At 43.1% G+C, this 21,564-nt stretch carries 14 protein-coding genes and 1 pseudogene; 4 read left to right on the top strand and 11 right to left on the bottom strand.

The annotated features are described in order from the left end of the window. From V7L05_RS01935 to V7L05_RS01915, 5 genes are all read right to left on the bottom strand, one after another. Positions 1-3,170, bottom strand: a 3,170-nt coding sequence (locus tag V7L05_RS01935; protein WP_335161303.1) for an Hpt domain-containing protein, incomplete at its 3' end; no start/stop codon positions are given. Positions 3,171-3,268: 98 nt separating this feature from the next. Then, entirely contained in the window at positions 3,269-6,211 is a 2,943-nt protein-coding gene (locus V7L05_RS01930) for a methyl-accepting chemotaxis protein (protein WP_335161301.1), read from the bottom strand. Positions 6,212-6,225: 14 nt separating this feature from the next. Further along, positions 6,226-6,756 carry a chemotaxis protein CheW gene (locus V7L05_RS01925; protein ID WP_335161299.1) on the bottom strand — a complete coding sequence of 177 codons (531 nt, stop codon included), beginning with the start codon at positions 6,754-6,756 and terminating at the stop codon, positions 6,226-6,228. A 13-nt stretch (positions 6,757-6,769) separates the two neighbouring features. Then, the gene (locus V7L05_RS01920; RefSeq protein WP_069073698.1) at positions 6,770-7,135 is read right to left on the bottom strand and encodes a response regulator transcription factor; all 366 of its coding nucleotides are present in this window, start codon (positions 7,133-7,135) and stop codon (positions 6,770-6,772) included. A 243-nt stretch (positions 7,136-7,378) separates the two neighbouring features. Further along, positions 7,379-8,563, bottom strand: coding sequence for a response regulator (locus tag V7L05_RS01915; RefSeq protein ID WP_335161297.1), 1,185 nt, complete (start codon positions 8,561-8,563; stop codon positions 7,379-7,381). Positions 8,564-8,980: 417 nt separating this feature from the next. Between V7L05_RS01915 and hmpF the strand changes: the two genes are divergently transcribed. Further along, positions 8,981-10,744 (top strand): pilus motility taxis protein HmpF, encoded by a 1,764-nt coding sequence (hmpF, locus tag V7L05_RS01910; RefSeq protein WP_335161295.1) that lies wholly within the window; start codon positions 8,981-8,983, stop codon positions 10,742-10,744. Between the two features lie 747 nt (positions 10,745-11,491). Continuing rightward, positions 11,492-11,719, top strand: coding sequence for a DUF433 domain-containing protein (locus tag V7L05_RS01905; RefSeq protein ID WP_335161293.1), 228 nt, complete (start codon positions 11,492-11,494; stop codon positions 11,717-11,719). A gap of 297 nt (positions 11,720-12,016) precedes the next feature. Here the strand turns inward: V7L05_RS01905 and tilS are convergent, their stop codons facing one another. Next, positions 12,017-13,033 carry a tRNA lysidine(34) synthetase TilS gene (tilS, locus tag V7L05_RS01900; RefSeq protein WP_335161292.1) on the bottom strand — a complete coding sequence of 339 codons (1,017 nt, stop codon included), beginning with the start codon at positions 13,031-13,033 and terminating at the stop codon, positions 12,017-12,019. 6 nt (positions 13,034-13,039) lie between these two features. Next, positions 13,040-13,657, bottom strand: a complete 618-nt coding sequence (locus tag V7L05_RS01895; protein ID WP_335161291.1) for a Uma2 family endonuclease — start codon at positions 13,655-13,657, stop codon at positions 13,040-13,042. Between the two features lie 334 nt (positions 13,658-13,991). Between V7L05_RS01895 and V7L05_RS01890 the strand changes: the two genes are divergently transcribed. Further along, positions 13,992-14,300: a hypothetical protein gene (locus V7L05_RS01890; protein WP_335161290.1), complete on the top strand. Its 309-nt coding sequence runs from the start codon at positions 13,992-13,994 to the stop codon at positions 14,298-14,300. A gap of 258 nt (positions 14,301-14,558) precedes the next feature. After that, a pseudogene (locus V7L05_RS01885) lies at positions 14,559-17,157 on the top strand (tetratricopeptide repeat protein); the annotation flags it as partial. Positions 17,158-17,450: 293 nt separating this feature from the next. On the opposite strand, the gene V7L05_RS01875 reads toward V7L05_RS01885, so the two are convergent. From V7L05_RS01875 to V7L05_RS01860, 4 genes are all read right to left on the bottom strand, one after another. Continuing rightward, complete coding sequence (locus V7L05_RS01875; RefSeq protein ID WP_335161285.1) at positions 17,451-17,618, bottom strand: hypothetical protein; 168 nt, start codon at positions 17,616-17,618, stop codon at positions 17,451-17,453. 81 nt (positions 17,619-17,699) lie between these two features. After that, positions 17,700-18,008, bottom strand: a complete 309-nt coding sequence (locus V7L05_RS01870; protein WP_335161283.1) for a KGK domain-containing protein — start codon at positions 18,006-18,008, stop codon at positions 17,700-17,702. A gap of 213 nt (positions 18,009-18,221) precedes the next feature. Next, complete coding sequence (ccsB, locus tag V7L05_RS01865) at positions 18,222-19,295, bottom strand: c-type cytochrome biogenesis protein CcsB (protein WP_335161281.1); 1,074 nt, start codon at positions 19,293-19,295, stop codon at positions 18,222-18,224. A gap of 233 nt (positions 19,296-19,528) precedes the next feature. Then, complete coding sequence (locus V7L05_RS01860; protein ID WP_335161279.1) at positions 19,529-21,283, bottom strand: DUF3352 domain-containing protein; 1,755 nt, start codon at positions 21,281-21,283, stop codon at positions 19,529-19,531. Between the last annotated feature and the right edge of the window lie 281 nt (positions 21,284-21,564).

Genomic DNA, 21,564 nt, shown 5'->3' with positions numbered 1-21,564 from the left:
TGATCTGTGGTTTCCATCTGAATATAGGTGGAGTCATCTCTAGCTGCATCTTCAAACAGCAGTTGCGGATTTTCATCGAAAGAGCCGAACAAATCGCTTGGCTGTACTTGGGGTGATACTAAATCTGAAGTTTCCCCAAAACTGATATGAGAAATTTCTCTAGCCGCTAGTTCATCCACAGTCTGATCTGTGGTTTCCATCTGAATATAGGTGGAGTCATCTCTAGCTGCATCTTCAAACAGCAGTTGCGGATTTTCATCGAAAGAGCCGAACAAATCACTTGGCTGTACTTGGGGTGATACTAAATCTGAAGTTTCCCCAAAACTGATATGAGAAGTTTCTCTAGCCGCTAGTTCATCCACAGTCTGATCTGTGGTTTCCATCTGAATGTAGGTGGAGTCATGTGTGGCGACATCTTCAAACAGTAGTTGCGGATTTTCATCGAAAGGGTTGAACAAATCATCTGGCTGTGCTTCGGGTGATATTAAATCTGAAGTTTCCCCAAAATTGATCTCTAAAGAAGTTTCTCTAGCTGCTAGTTCATCCACAGTATGATCTGTGGTTTCCATCTGAATATAGGTGGAGTCATCTGTGGCTGCATCTTCAAACAGCAGTTGCGGATTTTCATCGAAAGAGCCGAATGAATTAAGTTCCAGATCAACATCAGATATCTCTGGGGGCTGATTAGTAAATTCTGGAACAAAATCTAAAGCTTCTGGTTGTTGCGATCGCCTGAGAATTTCCTCTTCTGGATGCGGCGCGAATAACGGCGTTTCAGTTGTGAAAGCATCGTTGATTACAGAGGAAATAGTTGAGTTACTCGGTGCTAACTGATCAAATAAATCATCTCCAGAATCTGATGAGAATAGCAAATCTAGCTGCTCTTGGCGCTGGAAATTGAGATCAAAATCTTCTTCTATGTCAAAACTAGCTATAGGATTCGGTATGGGCTGTTGACTATCGGCAAAAATGTCATCAGTAAATAAACTCTCCTCTAACGCCCTTTCCACATTCTGCTCAATTAAGGAATCGAATTCGTCCGCTTCCTCTGTGGTTTCCTCGCTCCAGAAGTTGCTCAGATCATTTTCTGATTCCGAAAACTCAGGTGCTGTTGCCGGAGATGTATCAAATAAATCACCAATTTCTGCTTCACTTGTAGGCAGTAGTGTCTGTTCTGGGGTTTCAGCAAACAGGCTATCCAAAGACAAGCCTGTTTGCTGGGGTAATTCTATGTAGTCACTAGGGGTAATTTGTTCTACCCAATTTGCATTTCTAGTTTCTAAGAATAAGTTATCAAAACTGTTTTGTTGGTTAGTAGATAGTTCTACACTGGCGATCGCCTCAGTTTCTGGTTGAGTCATTTCGCCTGTAGGCAATAGTTCTATATCATCATCTAGTGGCAATGTCAATAAATCTTCAACGAGATCGTTTTTATTGACACTATTTTGGACAATCTCCCCAGGAGACTGGTTTGTATCACTAGTAATATCAATAAATTCTTGTAAATTTTCGGGAGAAGAAGAGTCTAAATTTATATCAAGTACGTTAATATCGGTCAACTCTGGAATCGTGGCAGATGTTTGTTGATTTTGCGGTTCTGAATTCTCTTTTTCTAGGAAGTTGTCGCCAAATAACAGGGATAAATCTTCTGTCGCGGCTGTGGTTGTTGGGCGCTGCTTCTTGGTTATGTCTTCATCAAAGGAGAGTAAATCGAATAAATCGTTATGAGCGTCCTCAGCGTCAGTGCTGCTGAAATCAATTCCAAAGTCATTGTTCGCAACAATATTTAAGGTTTCTTCTTGATGCCAGCTATCATCTAGTTCAGGACTCTCACCTGCAAATAAATCAGCAAGGGTATTTAACTCAGCTATTCCTACCTCTGGCCCATTGGGATCAAGATTGCTGCTGATTGGATGTGTTTCCTCATGTGTGGTGAAAGCAAGACTAGTGTGAGTTGCAGCGTTTAGTAGTGTCTCTTGGAGAAGATAGGAGCGTTCGTCAAAGACGTTGGCGTAGCGATCGCTAATATTCTCGTCTAAATTAAGTTCTTCAGTTGCCGCAGCTAGGTTAGTTATGACTAACGGCTCTGTGTTAGCAGATAGAATTGGCTCTGAGGTAGTTGATAATTCTGTGAAAGCCGCAAACTGTTCATCAAACAAATCAGGAGTAATTTCTAATAACTCAATTTCTGCAAAGCTCAAAAGTGCTTCTAGTTGCTGACTAATTGCAATTTCGGCTTCTCTACCTTGCAGGACAAATTCTTGAGCTTGCTTGATTTCGGTAATGACAATTTTAGCTAACGTGAGATAAGTATTTTCAGGATTGCCGATCGCACTGGCTGCGGCTTCACACAAACCACACCACTTAGACAAATTCCAAGTCTCACCAAGTTTGACTAACTGGTAACAGCATTGCTGAAGCTTTTGCCGAGTTGAGGGTGTCGTTGTTTGCTTAAATAGTTTCAACATTTCCCGCAGTGTTTGCAACACCTGGGCTTGAAACTCGCTCCAATTATTATTTTCTTTGCCCGTGACTGGCGATCGCACAGCTAACCCGTGTCCGCGATCGTCTCGCACCTCTTGGGGTGCTACAGGGAAGGATATTTCTGGAGATTCCTCATGGGTGTCTTCTGGCAAATCGGAAATATCTCGCCGCAGGAAAAGTTCTGTAAGTGTGGAGACATTATCTTCTCCAGAGGTTGTCTGTAGTTCTGTGGCGTCAGGACTGCTGGCTGTTCGACTATTCGCTTGTTGTACAAGTAATTCCAAATGCTCATACAGCCATTGAAAGACCGGCTCAGTTTCTGACATCAAAGTATTAGCCGCATCTTCAGAAAGACCAAATGGCGCGCTCAACTGCTCTAACAGCGCTTTTAAGGTATCAGATACACCGAGAAATAAAGATTCTAACTTTTCGTCAATCTTAACCGGATTATCTTTGAGAATTTTGAAACAATCTTCTAGACGGTGAGAGGTATGCTGGATGCTAGTCAATCCCAGCATCGCGGCTCCTCCTTTGATAGAGTGAGCCGCCCGGAAGACTTCACTGATCATTTCCGGGTCATTCAAGGTACCCTCTAGATTCAGCAACCCCTGCTCAATGGTATTCAGGTGATCCCTGGCTTCTTCGATAAAGTAACCCAAAATCCGCTGTTGTTGTTCCGGCAGCATAGTTTTTTAGTCAAGAGTCATTAGTCATTAGTCATTGGTCATTGGTCATTGGTCATTGGTCATTAGCAAATAACAAAGGACAAAGGACAAATGACAATTTATCTAGTTTCCATAGTTTCCACTCGGAAACGTTCAACGGAGGCGATCAAGTCACGGGATACACCTACTAAGTGTTGTAGGGCACCTGAAACTCGCTGTGCTTCCTGGGAGGTTTCTTGGGCAGTGAGTTCTACTGATTGCATTACATGAGCGACAGCGCGGGAGGTTTCGGTTTGTTCCACAGTGTCGTTAGTAATCGAGCGCACAAGAATATCGATGCGATTCGCCACTTGAATAATGTTTTCGAGCGATCGCTTGGCTTCTTCTGCCAATTTTGTCCCTTTAATTACTTGTTGTGTGCCTTCTTCCATCGCGGTCATTACAGAGCCTGTTTCGCTTTGGATTTGCATCACAATTTGTTCAATCTCCTTCAGGGATTTCGCAGATTTGTCTGCTAGCTGGCGCACTTCATCGGCGACGATCGCAAACCCGCGTCCAGCGTCTCCCGCCCTTGCCGCCTCAATACTAGCATTGAGTGCTAACAAATTAGTTCTGGAAGCAATTTGGGAAATCAACGCCACAATTTTAGAAATTTCTTGGGAAGATTCCGCCAACCGCTTCACTTTTCGGGTGGTTTCGGCAACGGTTTCTCGAATTTCTAAAATCCCCGCCACAGTATTTTCTACTGCTTCTCCACCTTGGAGAGCGATCGTGCTAGCATCGCGGGCGACGGTTTCGGCTTCCCGCGCCGCCTCTGCTACCCGTTGAATCGAGTCAGTCATTACCTGTACAGAATTCAGCGTCACAGCCAACTCTTCTGCTTGGCGCAAAGCATCACTAGATAAGGCTCTAGCAAAGGTTTCAGAGTTGGTTGCACCTTTTGTCACATCCTTGGCTGCCACTTTTACCTGTTGGACAATATCCCGCAGGTTTTGAATTGTCAGGTTAAAGGCGTCAGCTACGGCTCCCAGAACGTCGGCTGTCACTTCCGCTTGGACTGTTAAATCTCCTCTAGCAGCTCCTTCCACATCATCTAACAGACGAATCACCTGGCGTTGGAGGTTTTCTTTGGCCTCCTCTTGTTCATCGGCTTTTCGTTGGACTTCACTTGTAGTCGTGAAAATTACTCGCGCCATTTCATTAAAGCCAGTGGCTAAATGCCCCAATTCATCTTCGGAAAACACTGTGGCTTGAGCATTCAGATTTCCTTGACGTACAGCCTCAAACTGAGTTTGGAGATCATCAGTTGTGCGCCGAATTTGTTTAAGCGCCAGATTCCCCATGAAGCCTGCGGTAGCAAAACCGGCAATCCCAGAGGCTAATGACATTGCCCAGCCTGTGTTTCGGACTGATTCTCGTTGTTGGGCTGGCGAAAAGGTGGTGGCGACAAAGCTAACTGTAGCTACAACCAGCGCCGAGACAATGCCCACACTTCCAGCAATTAGCCATTGTTTCCTTTCGATGGAGGCATTCTCTAATGGTGCTAACCAGCCTTGCTCGACGTTAACATTGGGTTCTACTTTCGAGACATCTGTTTGGCTAAAGACTGGAACTGCTTCATGGGAACCAGTCATCGAGAATAGTTCTTCGTCGCGATCGCTAGCTGCATCACTTAAAAAAGCCTCCGCGCTTTGACGGTTTCCACTGCCACTAGTTTCTGCTGGAGCAGAATGCATTGCTAGATCACCAAAGTTAGAACCTCCTTCCGTCAGGTCAAACCCTGGAATGTTGCCTAAATCGTCAAATTCCTCAAAGTCATCTAAAAACTCGATATTGCTCTTAGAACTTTCTCCATTTAATATATTATTTGAGTCTTCATAAGGGTTTGATCCCTCTGAGCCAAAGGCCGACTCAAATGCTTCCATATCAAAGTTTTCATCGTCATCAAAGTTATTTTCCCCGATAATCTCACCTGATTTTAACGGCTTTTCTTCTAGAGGGAGATTGCTGCTAAAAGATGAAGAATCATCAGATAAATCAGCCACAAAAGCTGACTCTGTTCCCAAATCTGTTGGTTTCAACCAATCATCTGCCTCGGTTCCCGGCAAATGTTCTTGACTGCTGGATTCCAAGTTATTTGTTGTTGCCGAACCATTTCTAATTTCTTCTTCAATAATCAGTAAATTTTCGTCTCCAAAACTAGATTTTTTATATTCTAAATTCCCAATACCAAGCTCTGGAGACTTTGTTTCACTCAAGAAATCAGAGAAATTATTCTCGCTATTACCAGTTTCGGAATTAGAAGATGAAGAGTTATTATTCTCAATAGCTGAATTTCCGCGCTCAGAATTTATCCCATTATCTGAAAACTGACTATTTACTAATGATTCTTCCAGACTATCTTCTGATACATCTTCCTGCCAGAAAGCAGGCAACTCTAATTCTGTTTTCTCCTCCAAATTGCTATTTGACTCTTGTTCTAGAGATTCTTCATTGAAGGCAAAAGGGTCGTCACCAAAAGCTGGAGAAGAATCTGATATTTTTACTGTGCCAATACTATCTTCTGTAGGTATGTCAAATGGACTTTTTGAAGATAGCTCTTCAACGCCATTCACAGTTTCTTGAACCTCTCCAAAAAAGTTCAAATCCAGGTTATTGCTGTCAAAATCCTCACTAGCACTCAAATCTTCTAATTCTGGTTCGCTATATACCAGTGCATCAGACATCTCTGAGGAATTTATTTGCTCTTGACTTCCTGATGTATCAATCTCCCCACTGAATGACTGTAAATATTGATTGATATTCTCAATTCCACTATTGGCAAAACCAATAATTTCTTGATCGTCGCTCAGGCGTAATACCTGTTGATATTGTTCTTTTGCGACATCGTACTGCTGCAAAACATAGTAGATGTGACCCCGTAACAAATGAGAGTTCGGGTCATTTGGGAAATTTTGCACCACTTGGTCAACTAAGGTGGCGGCAACCTCATAATCCCTTTGGACATAGGCGGTCATCGCCTGTTGATATGTTGGTTCGTGATTATCAATACTTGCTGCCATTTCCTCCTCCAATTTCATCCTGCCCACCTAGCACTCCGTAAAATTGCCATTTGATCGAGCAGTCGTAGAGACTGATTATTTTTAGCACGTAATAACCACTCTCCACGTAAAAAGGGAGCCATAGTATCGGGAACATTAGTTGGTGGCATGAGATTCTGGACATCCAGCCAGTCCATACCACCGATTTCCTCTACTGCTAAACCCACTATTGTGTCTTGCTCTTCAATGGCAATCACCGGAATTTCCGCTCTATCCGTGTTTAATGCACTTGCTTCCCCAAGAAATTGACCCAAATCAGCCACCCAAATAACTCGACCTCGTAAATTTAGAGTACCCAAAAGTAAAGGAGAAGCATTAGGAATCGGGGTGATTCTATCAGGACTTAGTTCAATTACCTCCCGGATACCAGTTGCTTGTAGTGCAAACTCCTGATGCGAGGGAATGTAAAACCTCAAATGTAACTCACCTTCAGGACTTTCTACTTGTAATTCAGGACGGAAATGGTCTTGACCGCTACCACTTAAAAAGTCCGGTTTGCTGACCATATTGCTTTTATCCTTATCCTCGCAGCAGTTGTTTGACTGTTCCCACCAACTCGGTTGGTTGAAACGGTTTGGCTATATAGGCATCTGCGCCCTGCTTCATGCCCCAATAGCGATCAAATTCTTCGCCTTTGGAAGAACACATCACCACAGGGACATTTTGGGTTTTTGGATCGGATTTTAACCGCCGACAAACTTCGTAGCCGTTCATCCGGGGCATAACAATATCCAATACCACTAAATCTGGAGGTGCTATTTGAATTGCCTCCAATGCTTCTAATCCGTCACTGGCATGGGTAACAGTTAAGCCAGTTGCTTTTAGGAGGTCTGTAATCATCTCCCTTTGCGCGATACTATCTTCCACAATCAGAACTGTACTCATAAGTGTCTATCTACCTCCTGATGTAGACGTTCCTACTTGGAACATTCCCTGATTCCTCCGCAAGTATTAACTGTATAAATTAATTCTAGTTTTTCACTATTTTCCTGGATATTGATCTTTCACTAAGCTGGCTGACTCTGTGATAACATCTTTTACCTGATCTTTTAGTAGATCAATAAATCTTGGATCTTTTTATCTGCCCCATGCCCAATGCCCCATGCCCCATGCCCAATGCCCCATGCCCTATTGAGAGTCTATGTTGATATATTTCTCTACGAGCATAAGTAACTCAGTGTCTGTAAACGGTTTTGTTAAATAATCTGTAGCCCCGACCATCTTAGCTTTGACTCGATCAATAAATCCATCTTTACCAGTAAGCATGATAAACGGTATAAGCCGAAATGCTGTTGAATGTCGCAGCATGGCACAAACCTCGTACCCCTCCAATTCCGACATGGCAATGTCACATAAAATTAAATCCGGTTTGAGTTGAAAAACCAGACTCAGTGCCTCTAAGGGATTGGTGAGGGCGATCGCTTCATAACCTTGTGGTTGTAGGATGGAATTTATAGTTTCACCGATGGCGATCGCATCGTCAATACATACTATCCGCCCCTTCTGTTTTTCCTTCAATTCCCCGCTACCCGTGTGGGTATCTGGTTTAGTTGTCTCTGAATATACTAGTTGTAGCCAACCCTGTTGCACATATGGATATATTGCCTTAGCGACTGTCAAAATGTCTCGGTTGAGATTGCGAGCCAGTTGACGCAAGGATGTTTTACCATCAGCCCAATGTTGTAGCTTATTCACGGTTGCTTCTGGTAGCGAGGATTGTAGCTGAATTTTGTCAGATAGCACTGGCAATTGTTCTGGAGACTGAATGTGTGGATAGAATTGCTTCCACTCTTGCACCTGTTTGGTAATTTTTGTAACAAAAGGAGCAATCTCGAAAGTATTTAATTGCGGGGCAAGTGCCGCACCCTGATGGAAAATGAAGTTACCTTGGTGTAAGCTCAACAGGTCAAAAAGGGTTTCATGCACCAAGCCGTAAATGATACTACCAGCTATCTTTGGGTTGATGATATTCTGTTCCAAGAGTGCCCAAAGATAGTCATACTCTGACGCGTCGATTGATGGTAGGGAAGCAATTTGTTTGTCGGTGAGTCGCATTTCAACTCGGTAATGACGTAAATAATCCCTAATTCTGGATAAACTACTCTCACCTTCTTGGCAATAGATAATTTCACCATTCAGGAAAAAGACGAACCAAGACTGTTGTTGAGGGCGATGTTTGCTAGCTCCCTCTCCACCCAGTTTGTTGCTATGGTGAGAGCTATGAGCTTCTACCCATAGTTGCCCAGTTCGCTGTCCCAACTCAATCAATTGCAGGATACTGCAAATATCAATTTCATTTAAATTTCCCTGCATTTATCTAAAAACTACTCCTTAAGTATTGCTGAATTCTGACTTCTGAATTCTCAATTCTGAATTCTTCTTTAAGTATTGATTCTGGAGTATTGGAAAGATTGTTACCCTGTTCCTTGTTCTCATGGGAGAATACATTAAACTATAAACCTTAATCTTTCGTAATACATTTCGACAAAGCTAGTGTTAACACGGAAGTCATCATCACTTTCATCAGTACAAAATATAAAGGCGCGATCAAGTCGCTTTTACAAGTATCCAAGACGTAATATCTCGCGTCTATAGTTTTGTCTGTCTTATGCTCCTAAACTTCAGTTCAGTGAGCCGAGTTAACAGAATTATTTCAGGTATATGCCAAAACACGAACTTTAAGTGCATCAATAAAGGACTAAAAAGGACTAACGGTAAAGGACTAAGGGTGTGCTGTATTTAGCAGAAGTACAAAAACAGAAAGGTGGTTTACTCAGTGGCGGTGCCAAAACTGAACTGAAACTGCTAGCTTGTCAGCGAACTGACCAGAATTGGAGTACTGTGTCGGAAGATGTGATTGCTGCTGAGGACGCAAGCAAATTAAATGATGGTGCTTTGGTACTGGTTGAACTGAATCCGAATCGTCAAGTGCAGCGGATTCAAGAAGCAGGGCGTCCACTAGTCAACATTTTGCAGAATTTTTCCCGCCAATTGGAGAAATTTAAGCTCAAGGAAGATGAGATTGATCAGTGGAAGCAGTCGCTGACGTTTCAGGCGCAAGAGTTGAATCGCCGTGAAATGGATATGGAAGTACGATCAGAACAGTTGGAAGAAATGGAGGATGAGGTGCAACGCCTGGAGGAGCAAAAACAGGAAGTTGACACCTCGCGCCAGGAACTTGAACGGTTGCAAACAGAAGTTGAGCGCAATCGCCAGGAGTTGGAAGGCGCTTGGGAGCATTTGCGGGGTGAGCAGCGTCGTCTAGAGGAACGTGAAGGGGATTTTAAACAAGGGACGGTTTTGGATGAGGAGCAAAGTCGGGTAATGAGTGAGTTACTCGATCGCTTGTCTAGTAGTGCTGTTCCCACGGAAACAGTCAGAGAACGCCTCCATCTGGGCTTTGAATTGGTCGAAAAGCAGCAAGTTATTCTGACTCCGCACTGGCAAAAATTGGAGGAGCAAAAAACTGCGATCGCTCAACAGCAAGCAGAAGTTGAGGGTTTGTCACAAAACTTTAGCGATCGCCAAAATGCATGGGAACAAGCACAAAATTCTCTAGCCCAGCACACAGCCCAATTGCAGGTGAATAGAGCAGACCTTAGCAGCAAGCAAGAGTATGCTCGAATAATCAAAGAGCAGTTACGAAACGCTGAAGAGTTATATCAACAGATTCAGTCTTTGGCTGCAACATCTGGTGATCTAGTTCTCGGTCAGCAAGTTGATCTGGAAGCTTTGGAGAAAAAGCCTTTAGAAGAACTACAAAAAATAGTGCAAGACTTGCAATATAAGGTGGAAATAGACGCTAGCTTTGTTCACGATCAAGAACAAGAACTGAAATATAAACAAGAAACTATAGAACAACTCCAAACTAAAATAAATCACGCATCTGACCATGACCAGATCAATTTGGAATTGGAACTAACGGATGAACAAGACCTCTATCAGATGCTAAACTCCAGTTTGGTGGGACAACGCCGCAATATGTTACAGCATCAGGAGTTTCTCAAGCAACACCAAGCTGTACTGTTACGGCGACAAGGATATACTGTTGCTGATGAAAAAGAAAGCAACAACAAAATTAATTTAGAACCGATTCTGTTACAAATTGAAACCCAGCGACAACAATATTCACAGGAAATCCAAAAGCTGGAACGTGAGATTGAGCAGATCCATGCTGGTATTGAGCTAAATCAGGGAATGATTGACAATCAAACTCACGATTTGGATGAAAAACGCCAAGAACTCAAAGCGATCGAGGAAAACTTGTTGTCCCTACGAAGAACAACTGCTGAATGCTGTGGTCGAGTGAATCTCTATGAAGAAGCACTACAACCAATTCAGGATTCTCTAGATGGATTACGGCAAAAGCTGCAAGGAATTGGAGAATCTTTGGATCAATTTCAGGAAACTGGTGATTCTCAACTGCAAGCGATCGCACAGTTGCGTCATACTCTTGAAGGTTTAATGTCTCAACCAGAATTACTGGCGTCTTAATAAGTTAGGAGTTTGGAGTTATAGCGGTTCCCAGGTGCATGAAGTAAATGATATCAAAACCTCACCCCCAGATCTTCTCCTTACTAACTATCCATTAGTAATAAATTTCGATTACGCAGCTTATTAGGTTAGTAGTAAGTAGCAAAAACCTCGCGTGTAAATCAATTCCAGTAATTGGACTAAAGCCATTACAGCCGCTAAGTAGTCGGACAAAATTAATTACACAAAAATTTGGTCTTAAATCCTTGGCTGGCAAAGGATTGGCAAATAACTAATATGTAATTAATTCTGTCCAGGTACTTATTATGACGAAATTACAAACAGCGATCGCCTGGAAGGTTTGACGGCGTTGCTGGAAGGGAAAGCAGAAGTGGATGAAGTTTTTAGGAGAGAGTTGAAGAAGAATGCAGAATCCAGAATTCAGAATTCAGCAATCTTTCAGTCCGAGATTGGGACCCGCCACTACGAAAGTTGACCACCAAATCGTAGATTTGGTGGGGGTCTTAAACCCAGTTCTTCATCCGCCAGTCATACAGAATACCTTTCCTGTATTCTGACGCCTCGGCGGAGCGTCTCCGGCTCCGCTCCTGACTGCTGAATTCTGTTCGATAAATCTCAATTGGGAAAACGTCTGCGGCAAATACGTGCCGAAATCGTTTCTTCCGGTGAACAAATGTTCAATCAAGATGATCTGGAAAAATAAATTGCTATATGTCACTGGCAAATTATCAGAGGTAGGTAGTAAAGATGAACGATGAAAAATTACTAGAACGCATTAAGTTTGACAAAAATATTTTGGCTGGGAAACCAATTATTCGGGGATTAAGAATACCAGTAGCAATGATTTTAGAATTATTAGCCAAGGGTTCTACTAATCAAGAAATTCTTGAAGATTACCCGGAATTAGAACCAGAAGATATACAAGCAGCCTTATTTTATGGACTTAAACCCCCAAAGTTCGTTAACGGGACTTAAACATTTTTGAGGGATAAACAAGCCTAAAACCCATGCAGAGTAAGGGAAATACACCAAATGCTCAAAAACGGCTCAAACCCAGATATATCAATCAACCAAGCAAAACGATGTCAAAGTCTCTCTGTATATAGATTTGAGGCTTTTTTATGGGTGTTTTTTGTCTAAGTCCCATTAATAATTTCTTGTATTTATCTAGATTAAAAGTAAGGATCATCTTTCCAGTTATCCTTATCGTTTTTTTGTTCAAATTCCAATAGTATAAATCTTAACTATTAACTCCTAACTCCTAACTCCTAACTATTTCAAACAGATCCAGTCGCCTTCTACTTGAGCGATCGCACCTCCAGGAAATGGATCAGTTTGCGATCGGTTGGGTGCTATAATTAAAGCCGTTAATTTTTCGATGTGTTCAAAACTGGGCGCATCAGTCAGTATTTGCTGCAATACCTGACGCATCACCCGACGTTGCAGTGCCAATGGTGCTTTCTGCAATACCCGACGATTTAACCTCAAGGGAAGCAGAGTAGTAAAAGAATCTTCCTCATGCCCCATGCCCAATGCCCCATGCCCAATGCCCAATGCCCCATCCCGCAACTCCTGGGCAGCTTTTTCTAAATATTCCACTTCCGCTTGGAGAAGTTCTGCTGTTTGGGCTAAGGCGGATTCTACTTGGGGGTTGAAATTTTCCCGTAAATATGGTAATAACTCTTGGCGAATGCGGTTGCGGGCATATTGCAAATCTTGATTGGTGGAATCTTCCCAAATTGGTAATTTAAACTCTTGACAAAATTGCTCTGTTTGTGTTCGCGTAATTTCTAAAAGTGGACGCACAAGCATAATGCCCGTAGTTAGAGGGCGTTGCCAAGTCAGGGCTTGTAAGCCATCAGCACCAGTACCGCGAATTAAATTGTAGAGAAGAGTTTCGGCGCGATCGCTTGCGGTGTGTCCTGTAACTATATATTGATAATTATTTGCTTTGGCGATCGCACTTAAAGCTTGATAGCGCCAATCGCGTGCAGCAGCTTCACTATTTACCGGAGCGATCGCTGTTTCTAAATAAAAGGATATACCCCAAGTTTTAGCTAAGTTTTCGACATGGTTAGCATTAGCTTGGGAGTCAGAACGCCAGCGATGATCACAGTGAGCAATACCTAAATACCATCCCCATTTGGATTGTAAATCTAAAAGTAATTTTATTAAACATAAAGAATCTTGTCCGCCAGAGACAGCGATTAATAGCCGTTGATTGCGCTCAAATAAGTGGCGCGATCGGATGGTGCGATGTATTTTGGCGTGTAAGGGAGTCCATACCATTTCTTCTCATAGTTTGTGGATTTGACTTGCAGCCACAACTTCTTTAACAGTTAACGCTAGTTCGGGGAAGGTAGTAGAGAGAATGCGATCATTACCCATGAACTTTTGGACTTGGTATTGACCTTCAACTAATTGGTAAACAAAAATCGTGGGGAGTTTGGGATTACCGAGATAAGCACGAGAAGCGATCGCTAGATAATCTACAATCCAATACTCAGGGATGCCGAGCCTCTGATACTCATCTAATTTGTCAACATAATCATCATCCCAGTTTGTTGAGGTGACTTCCACAGCAAGTTGAATCGGCTCAATCAGCGCTCCGTAGGCTAGAACATTGCTGTTCCACTGTGAACCACTAACTACGCTCACATCTGGTTTTCTGCCTTGTTCTTGCCCAGTATCAGTAAACGTCCTAATGATCACATCTTTGTCAGCAATATAGTCTAGTCCCAAGCGTCTAATTTCATCATTGAAAGCAAGCATTAAAAACCTTGCCACATTCTTGTGCGCTCTAGTTGGCTCCACTGGTATAATCTCTCCATTGATCAGTTCGTAAATGCCATCATCAGGGTATTGCTCTAGAAACTCTTCAAAAGTTAGTTTTTTAACTGGAGTCTGAACCATATTGTTATCCTGCTAATAAAGGACTTAAAGTAATTTGTAATTGATAATGACGCTCCTACATTGCTAACATAATTCATAATTTTTGAAAGCACCAGGCGACTAGAAGTCGCGGCTACACAGACAAAACCCACCTCCGTGGGTTAAAAACCTTTGATTTTCTCTTAGTTTAAAAGCCTTTGATTTTCTCTTAGTCCACGGAGGTGGACTTCGTTTGTATAGCCGCGATTTCTAATCGCCAGGACTAAGTGCAAGATGTGAGTTTCCAGGTTTGCGTCTGTTGCCTTATTTTAGGCAATTCTTGCAACACAAAGTAAATAATTTTGCAATCCTCTCTGTGTCTGTGCGTGAAGGCGCACCAGCAGCAGCCGAGGCTTTGCTAGAAATTCCTGGAATATCGGGAAGCTATGAAGTTCCGACCCAAAGAGAGGGAACTTTGGCGGCGATCGCTACTATTATCGGCATTGTGGGTGGTGTTGCGGCTTTAGCTGAACAAATTCGCAAATGGTATCAAGAATGGCATAAATCTCATCCAGGAAAACAGTTTGATGTGGTAATTCTTGACCCTGAGACTGGAAATAGAATTTTACTCGAAGAAGCTACTATAGAGGAAATCACGGAAATCCTCAAATCTATCAGCAAATAAGTGCAAACTATCCGCATTCAACTTCGGGAAAGTACGCAGGAATCAGTTGAACTCAGGTATTGGCTACCTCAAAAAAAGCACGATGAATCACGTCGCCTGAAATTAGCAGAAGTCTCTGATTTACTCAACCAACGCGAAGACGATTACTATAAACCTCTGCCCTATTTACCAAGAATCGGGCAGCAGTTGTTTTTTTGGTTGGATGGGGATGGACGGTGGTTGAGTCGGGGAATTGCTAATTGTCGCGCTGAAGGGTTGGTAATTGCCATTGATACTGATAAAAAACTGGCACATCTACCTTGGGAAGTGCTGCATGATGGTGAGGATTTTTTGGTAAAGCGCGTTAATCCAGTGGTTTTGCCTCTGCGCTGGATTGAGAAAGAAACATCAGGGTTTGCTGTGGAAACACGACAATTGCGAGTATTGTTTATGGCAACCGACCCGGAAGATGTGGAACCAAAGTTAGACTTTGAACAGGAAGAGGCGAAAATTCTGGCTGATACGCGAGATTTTAATTTAGATTTGCGGGTGGAAGAAAGCGGTTGCGTTAGCGAGTTGGGTAAGGTGTGGAGTCGCTATTTTAATGACTTTGATGTGTTTCACCTCACAGGACACGCCTCAATTACTCCTGGTGAAGCGGAAAAGAACCCCACCCCCAACCCCTCCCCGCAAGCGAGGAGGGGAGATTTAGAGCCGAATACGCCTTACTTTATCACTGAGACAGAAATTGGCGATGTTCCTCAAGCTGCTATTGACCCGATTTGTGAGGATATCTCAAGTTGGGAAAGTCATATTCAACGCGCTGAAATTTTGGGTTTGTTGGAAGTTACCCTCACCAACAACACAGAGAGGTTGTATCGTGTTCCCCGGATTTTGTCACCTTTGCTAGAGTTTCCAGAAAACCCCAAGGGTGAAGAGTTGTATAAACAAGCTGCACAAATTTTGTATCGTCTGTGGTGGGAAGAGGCGGAAAGTTCTACGGAAGCACAAAGGTTAGAAATTCATCGCTTGGCTTTGTTGGGGAAGGATGAAGAAATCGCGGCAAAAATAGCTAATTCATTGGCGGGACACTTGCGGAATCAAAGCCGTTTTCGGGAAGCAATACATCTGTGCAAATCAACCTTAGAAATTAATAAAAACCATAGTGTTCTTAGAGAAATTGCTTATTGTGAACACCAAATGGGTGAGGTTGATCAAGCATTAAACTATTACGAACAAGCTTTAAATCTTTGTCCCGCAGAAGACGAACAAGAATTAGCATCAATTTATTATTATTTTGGGATGCTGAAAGCCGATAAAGGCGAAGTCGATCAAGCGATCGCACTCTACAATCAGTCTTTGGAAATAACTGAACGCATTGGTAATGTTCAAGGCAAAGCCTCAACGTTGCACTGTTTAGGAATGATTTACCTTTACAAAGGGCAAATGGATGAAGCGATCGCACTCTACAATCAGTCTTTGGAAATCAAAGAACGCATTTTTGATGTTCAAGGCAAAGGGGCGACGTTGCACCAACTGGCAGGTATCTACGCCGACAAAGGCAATGTAGATGAAGCGATCACACTGTACAATCAGTCTTTGGAAATAACTGAACGCATTGGTGATGTCAAAGCCAAAGCGGCGACGTTGCACTGTCTGGCAATTCTCTACGCCAACAAAGGGGAAGTAGATGAAGCGATTGCACTCTACAATCAGTCTTTGGAAATATTTGAACGCATTGGTAATGTTCAAGGCAAAGCGGCTACATTGCACCAACTGGCAGGTATCTACGCCAACAAAGGAGAAGTGGATGAAGCGATCGCACTCTACAATCAGTCTTTAGAAATAACTGAACGTATTGGTGATGTCCAAACCAAAGCGGCTACATTGCACCAACTGGCAGGTATCTACGCCGACAAAGGGGAAGTGGATGAAGCAATCGCACTCTACAATCAGTCTTTGAAAATAACTGAACGCATTGGTAATGTCCAAACCAAAGCTGCGACGTTGAACAATTTAGCAGCTATCTACGCCAACAAAGGGGAAGTGGATGAAGCGATCGCACTCTACAATCAGTCTTTAAAAATAAAAGAACGCATTGGAGATGTCCAAGGCAAAGCGGCGACGTTGCACCAACTGGCAGGTATCTACGCCAACAAAGGGGAACTCGATGAAGCGATCGCACTCTACAATCAGTCTTTGGAAATAAAAGAACGCATTGGTAATGTCCAAGGCAAAGCAGCGACGTTGAACAATCTAGGACTTATCTACGCCAAAAAAGGGGAAGTGGATGAAGCGATCGCACTTTTCAATCAGTCTTTGGAAATAACTGAACGCATTGGGGATGTCCAAACCAAAGCGGTGACGTTGCACTGTCTGGAGTATCTACGCCAACAAAGGGGAAGTGAATGAAGCGATCGCACTCTACAATCAGTCTTTGGAAATAAATGAACGTATTGGTAATGTCCAAAGCAAAGCGGCAACGTTGCATCAACTGGGACGTATCTATGCCGACAAAGGGGATGTGGATGAAGCGATCACACTCTACAATCACTCTTTGGAAATAAAAGAACGTATTGGAGATGTCGAAGGCATAGTGGTGACGTTGCACTGTCTGGGATATATCTACGCCAACAAAGGGGAAGTGGATGAAGCGATCGCACTTTTCAATCTGTCTTTGGAAATAACTCAACGCATTGGTGATATCCGAACTCAAGCAATGACTCTGTGGCGGTTAGGAGATTTGGCGGAACAGCAGGGTGAATACACTAAAGCGATATCCTATTTGCAACCAGCTTTAGAGATTTTGCAGCGATTGAAGTCACCGGATGCTGAAGGTGTAAGTGCAAGTCTTGCTAGGGTAATGCGTAATTCGTAATTCGTAATTACTGAAAAATTTTTGTCTCACGCAGAGGCGCAGAGGAGAATGCAAGAGTGGGATTTTAGTAAATGAAAACTCCATTAATGAGTCTTTGAACTCCATTAATGAGTTTTTGAACTCCATTAATGAGTCTTTGAACTCCATTAATGAGTCTTTGAACTCCATTAATGAGGCTTTGAACTCCATTAATGAGGCTTTGAACTCCATTAATGAGGCTTTGAACTCCATTAATGAGTCTTTGAACTCCATTAATGAGGCTTTGAACTCCATTAATGAGTCTTTACAGCAATTTAGGTGAGAGAATCAGGATCTACGCCGAGCGATCGCAACCGTTGGACGCGTCGTAATTCCTGCTGTGCTTGCTGCGCTTCTTGTTGAGCTTGTTTCATCTGTTCTTCTGGTGTTAAAAACCGTTCACCTTGCTCGTCATACCAATACAACCACTGGCGATTCAGCACATCCTATTTTATTTGCAAACGTCGAGAGGATTCAGATCCCCGACTTCTTAAAGAAGTCGGGGATCTTTTGGTCATTGGGTATTAGTTTTCCACTTGTTTGAGTTTTTGAAAAATTTCATCAAGTGGTGACTCAGATTCATCAGGACAAAATTCTAAAGCAAGTCTAACTTTTCCTTTTTTCCATCCCTGAGTACTAAACTGCAAAACTTCACAATTTAATCCTTGGGTATACAAATTTACTTCATCTGCCTCATCTGCTCCGATATATTCCTTAATTGCTGTAATTAAATCACAGACTTTAAAAGTTTTAGCAATATTTAATTTATTAAAAGTGTCTGGTTCTATAGACACAACTTCATCATGATTTAGTCTGTCAAATCCATCTTCCATAAAAATCCCCTCTCACTAAATCTATACTTTCCACAGATTTAGTAGTTCATCCGAAATAAAATGATGATTTTGTAGATTTAGTGCATGAGGTACATATCAAAACCTCACCCCCAACCCCTCTCCTTAGTAAGGAGAGGGGAGACGAAGCGCAGCTTTATCGGGGTGAGGCTAAGCTGTACCTGATTCTTATTAGGAAACGCTATATTAAGGTTCTTAGAAAAACCAACCGTAAGAATGCAAACCTTTGCCCAAAAGATTCACACCTAGATAGCAAACCCAAACGACAACAAAGCCAGTGGAGGCTAAAATTGCGGGACTGCGCCCTTGCCAACCGCGAGTGATCCGGGCGTGAAGGTAGGCGGCGAACACTAACCAAGTGATTAATGCCCAAGTTTCTTTAGGGTCCCAACTCCAGTAGGAACCCCAAGCTTCGTTAGCCCAAACGCCACCGGCAATGATCCCAATTGTCAGCAGGGGAAATCCTAGTCCGATGATGCGATAGCTGATATTGTCGAGGGTTTCGGCAAGGCTAAGGCGCTGGGGTGAAAGGGGTTCTGAATTTTGGATTTCGGATTTTGAATTTTGGATTGGGGTTGTTGTGACTAAACCCAAAACAGCAGTGTTACCGTTACCGTTGCCGTTGCTACTACTTTCAAAACGAGCAAAGCCGTTATTTTCGACAACAGGGGCTGGTGGTTGAGAAATTAGCTCAGATGCTTTGTGCAAGCGGTAGCCGTTGCTACGATAGCCACCAGTACCTACAGAACTACCTTGTAGTTGGATGTTTTGACCGCGAGTGACAACTAAAAAAGCGATCGCTAATAACGAACCCACCATTAAAGCCGAATAACTCAACATCATGACGCTGACATGCATCATCAGCCAATTTGACTTTAAGGCAGGTACTAGGGGTTCTGACGTTTGCATCTGGGATGGTAATGTCAAGGTAGCAAAAGCAGCGATCAACATTGCCACAGGAGATGTAACAACTCCTACTAAGCGGCTACGGCTACTATTTTCGGCAATCAGATGGACGGCGGTAATTCCCCAAGTTAAGAAAAACAGAGATTCATAGAGATTACTTAAGGGAAAGTAACCAGCTTCTATCCATCGTGCCCCTAGTAGAGTCGCCATACACAAATTAGCGATCGCCATCCCAGCTGTCCCCAAAGCGGCTAGATAAGGCAGATTTGGAAAAGCCGCTCCTCCCCAATACACCAGCATTGTCAGGAATAATATGGCAAAGGAGGCATTGTCCAGCCAGTTCTGGAGTACAACCAGGTTCATAAAGTGTTCTCTCCGTGGATGATTTAAAATACCGATTCTGACTGTTCTGATCCTATATGTTTACAGGGTCATGAAGCAGGGGAAATGGGAAATAGGGCATGGGGCATGGGGCATTGGGCATTGGGCATGGGGCATTGGGCATTGGGCATTGGGCATTGGGAAGAATTTATTTACTATTCTTTACTCCCTCATCTCCCTCATCTCCCTCATCTCCCTCATCTCCCTCATCTCCCCTATTTAACAGAGTTGCCCTTATTGCTTCCTGGACTAGGCAAGGTAGTCGAGTTCGTAACTTTTTTTAGTCCGATAAAAATGTCGTAGATGTTACTGCGACTGTCGCTGACAGCAGATGTCATCCCAATTGAGCGCGTTGCATCTAGCAAAGTTTGTTGATTGGGAATTAGAGTTGGTAAAGGGAAATTTTTCACAGTTCGTTCCACATCCACGAAAAATTGACCATTTGTAGGATTTGGTTCTGTAGGAACTGTTTGTTGGAAGGGGATCGTGCTAGCTAGTGTATTGTTGGGTTTAGGAACAATTTTATCAGTGATGGGAGCGCCCACGACTAGAAAGGCGACATCTCCATCTAACCAGCCGTGGGTGGCCGTTAATGTGCCATAAGGTGAAACCCAGTTAACAACTGGTTGATCTGCGACTTTTGCCGGTTGGACTTGGAACTGGTATTGATTTTTCATCACGTCATCGAGCTGTTTTATCGATGCTTCAGCTGATTGGCGATCGCTTCCCTGTACCATAAACACCAAACCCGCACGAAAATCATCTGGTGAACCTTGTTTTGAAGAAGTCGGAATCACTGATAGAGAAAATTCGCCTTTCATCCAACTGAGCAAATCCTTATCTAAGTCGAGATTCGTAAGAGATTTTATCCCACCTCTAAGCTGTTCTGGTGCGATCGGCGAGAGGGGATTTCCCTGAGATGTTAAAACGTAATCTCCCCACGACCTCTGTAAGTTACCGCCAGATAGCATCATTAAGGTTTCCCCTGGTAGGCGGCTTTGCATTTCCCCAGCTTTGTTTTCCACCGCCAACACACGTTGACTATTAGGGTTTAACCAAGAAACACCCTTGAAGCGAATTCCTTCTGGCTCTAAGGTCATTGTCCCCGCTAAACCTTGGTTATTTTGCAGTTGAGCCAAAACTTGAGCAGGTAAAGGGCGGTTTGGAGAAGCTGCGGCTATTTTGGCTGCTGTTGGCACATTGACGTAAAACTGAGCAAAGGGTTGGTAATTGGCAATTTTCAGAAAATTCTCAGCAAAGCCCCCTGTTGTAGCTAGGGATGTTTTATTTTTGTAGGCGTCGATCGCTCGTTCTGTGGCTTTGGGATTATCAGTTATGACTAAAAAACGCCCATCTAGTAATGCTGCGGAGAAGTTTTCCCCTGCTTGTCCCTGATTTTGTTTAATGGCGATCCCTTGATAAGTCCGGTCAATCCATTTGCCTTGTTTAAGGGTTTTGGGTTGTGCCAAAATACTTTTGGCGATTTCTGGGTTTTTCACTGGCAATACCATTACCATCGACTGCTGATCGTTCGCAGCATCTTCATTGGTGGTAACTGGTTTGGGTGCAGGTTTACTCGCTGTGTCTGGGGCAAGAAATGCGATCGTCACGTCATTGCCTACCCAAGGGGCGATATCTTTCTGGAAGTCGTAACCATTATTAGTCAGAAAGCGATCGCGCAATTCTACTAAATTTTTGTCCAGTTCTGCTTGGGTTTCTCTTGTCCCAAACTGCCGCAATTGCTGCCACTGCTGGGGATCTGTTGTCAGAGAAACTGCAAACAGGGCATCACCAGGAATAATATTTGCACCTACTAGCAAATCGCTAGAAGATAGTTGTCTCTGGCTTAATAACCAGTATGCTACACTCCCCGCACCAATCAATAACCCAGCAGCCGAGAGCGTCAGCACCAGAGACGGTTTCTTATTTTTATTTTTCTTCATCGGAACAGACACAAGAGGCGGTGCCATTGAAACCTATACCTCATACTTGCAAACTCATTACTTGTTTGATTGGTTAAGTTAACCAAAAAGTTTCTCGTTATCTAGGGCAGTTAACTGCATGAATGTCTCCATCCTAGACATTGATGATATTTCCGTAATCAACCTTACCTACTGTTTCAAAAGCGGTGTTTTAGTAGTTAGTTACCTTTTTTAACACGCTTTGTTGAATTTCGCCGGACACTTCCTTTGGACGGTTGCCTCTACGAAAATTCTTCAAGAGTTAAATCCGTCATTTCAAGCACTTTGAG

Source organism: Nostoc sp. (genome assembly GCF_036917755.1).
GTDB lineage: Bacteria > Cyanobacteriota > Cyanobacteriia > Cyanobacteriales > Nostocaceae > Nostoc.
Note: the sequence above shows the minus strand (reverse complement) of the source record. Positions and strands in the feature narration are given on the sequence as shown.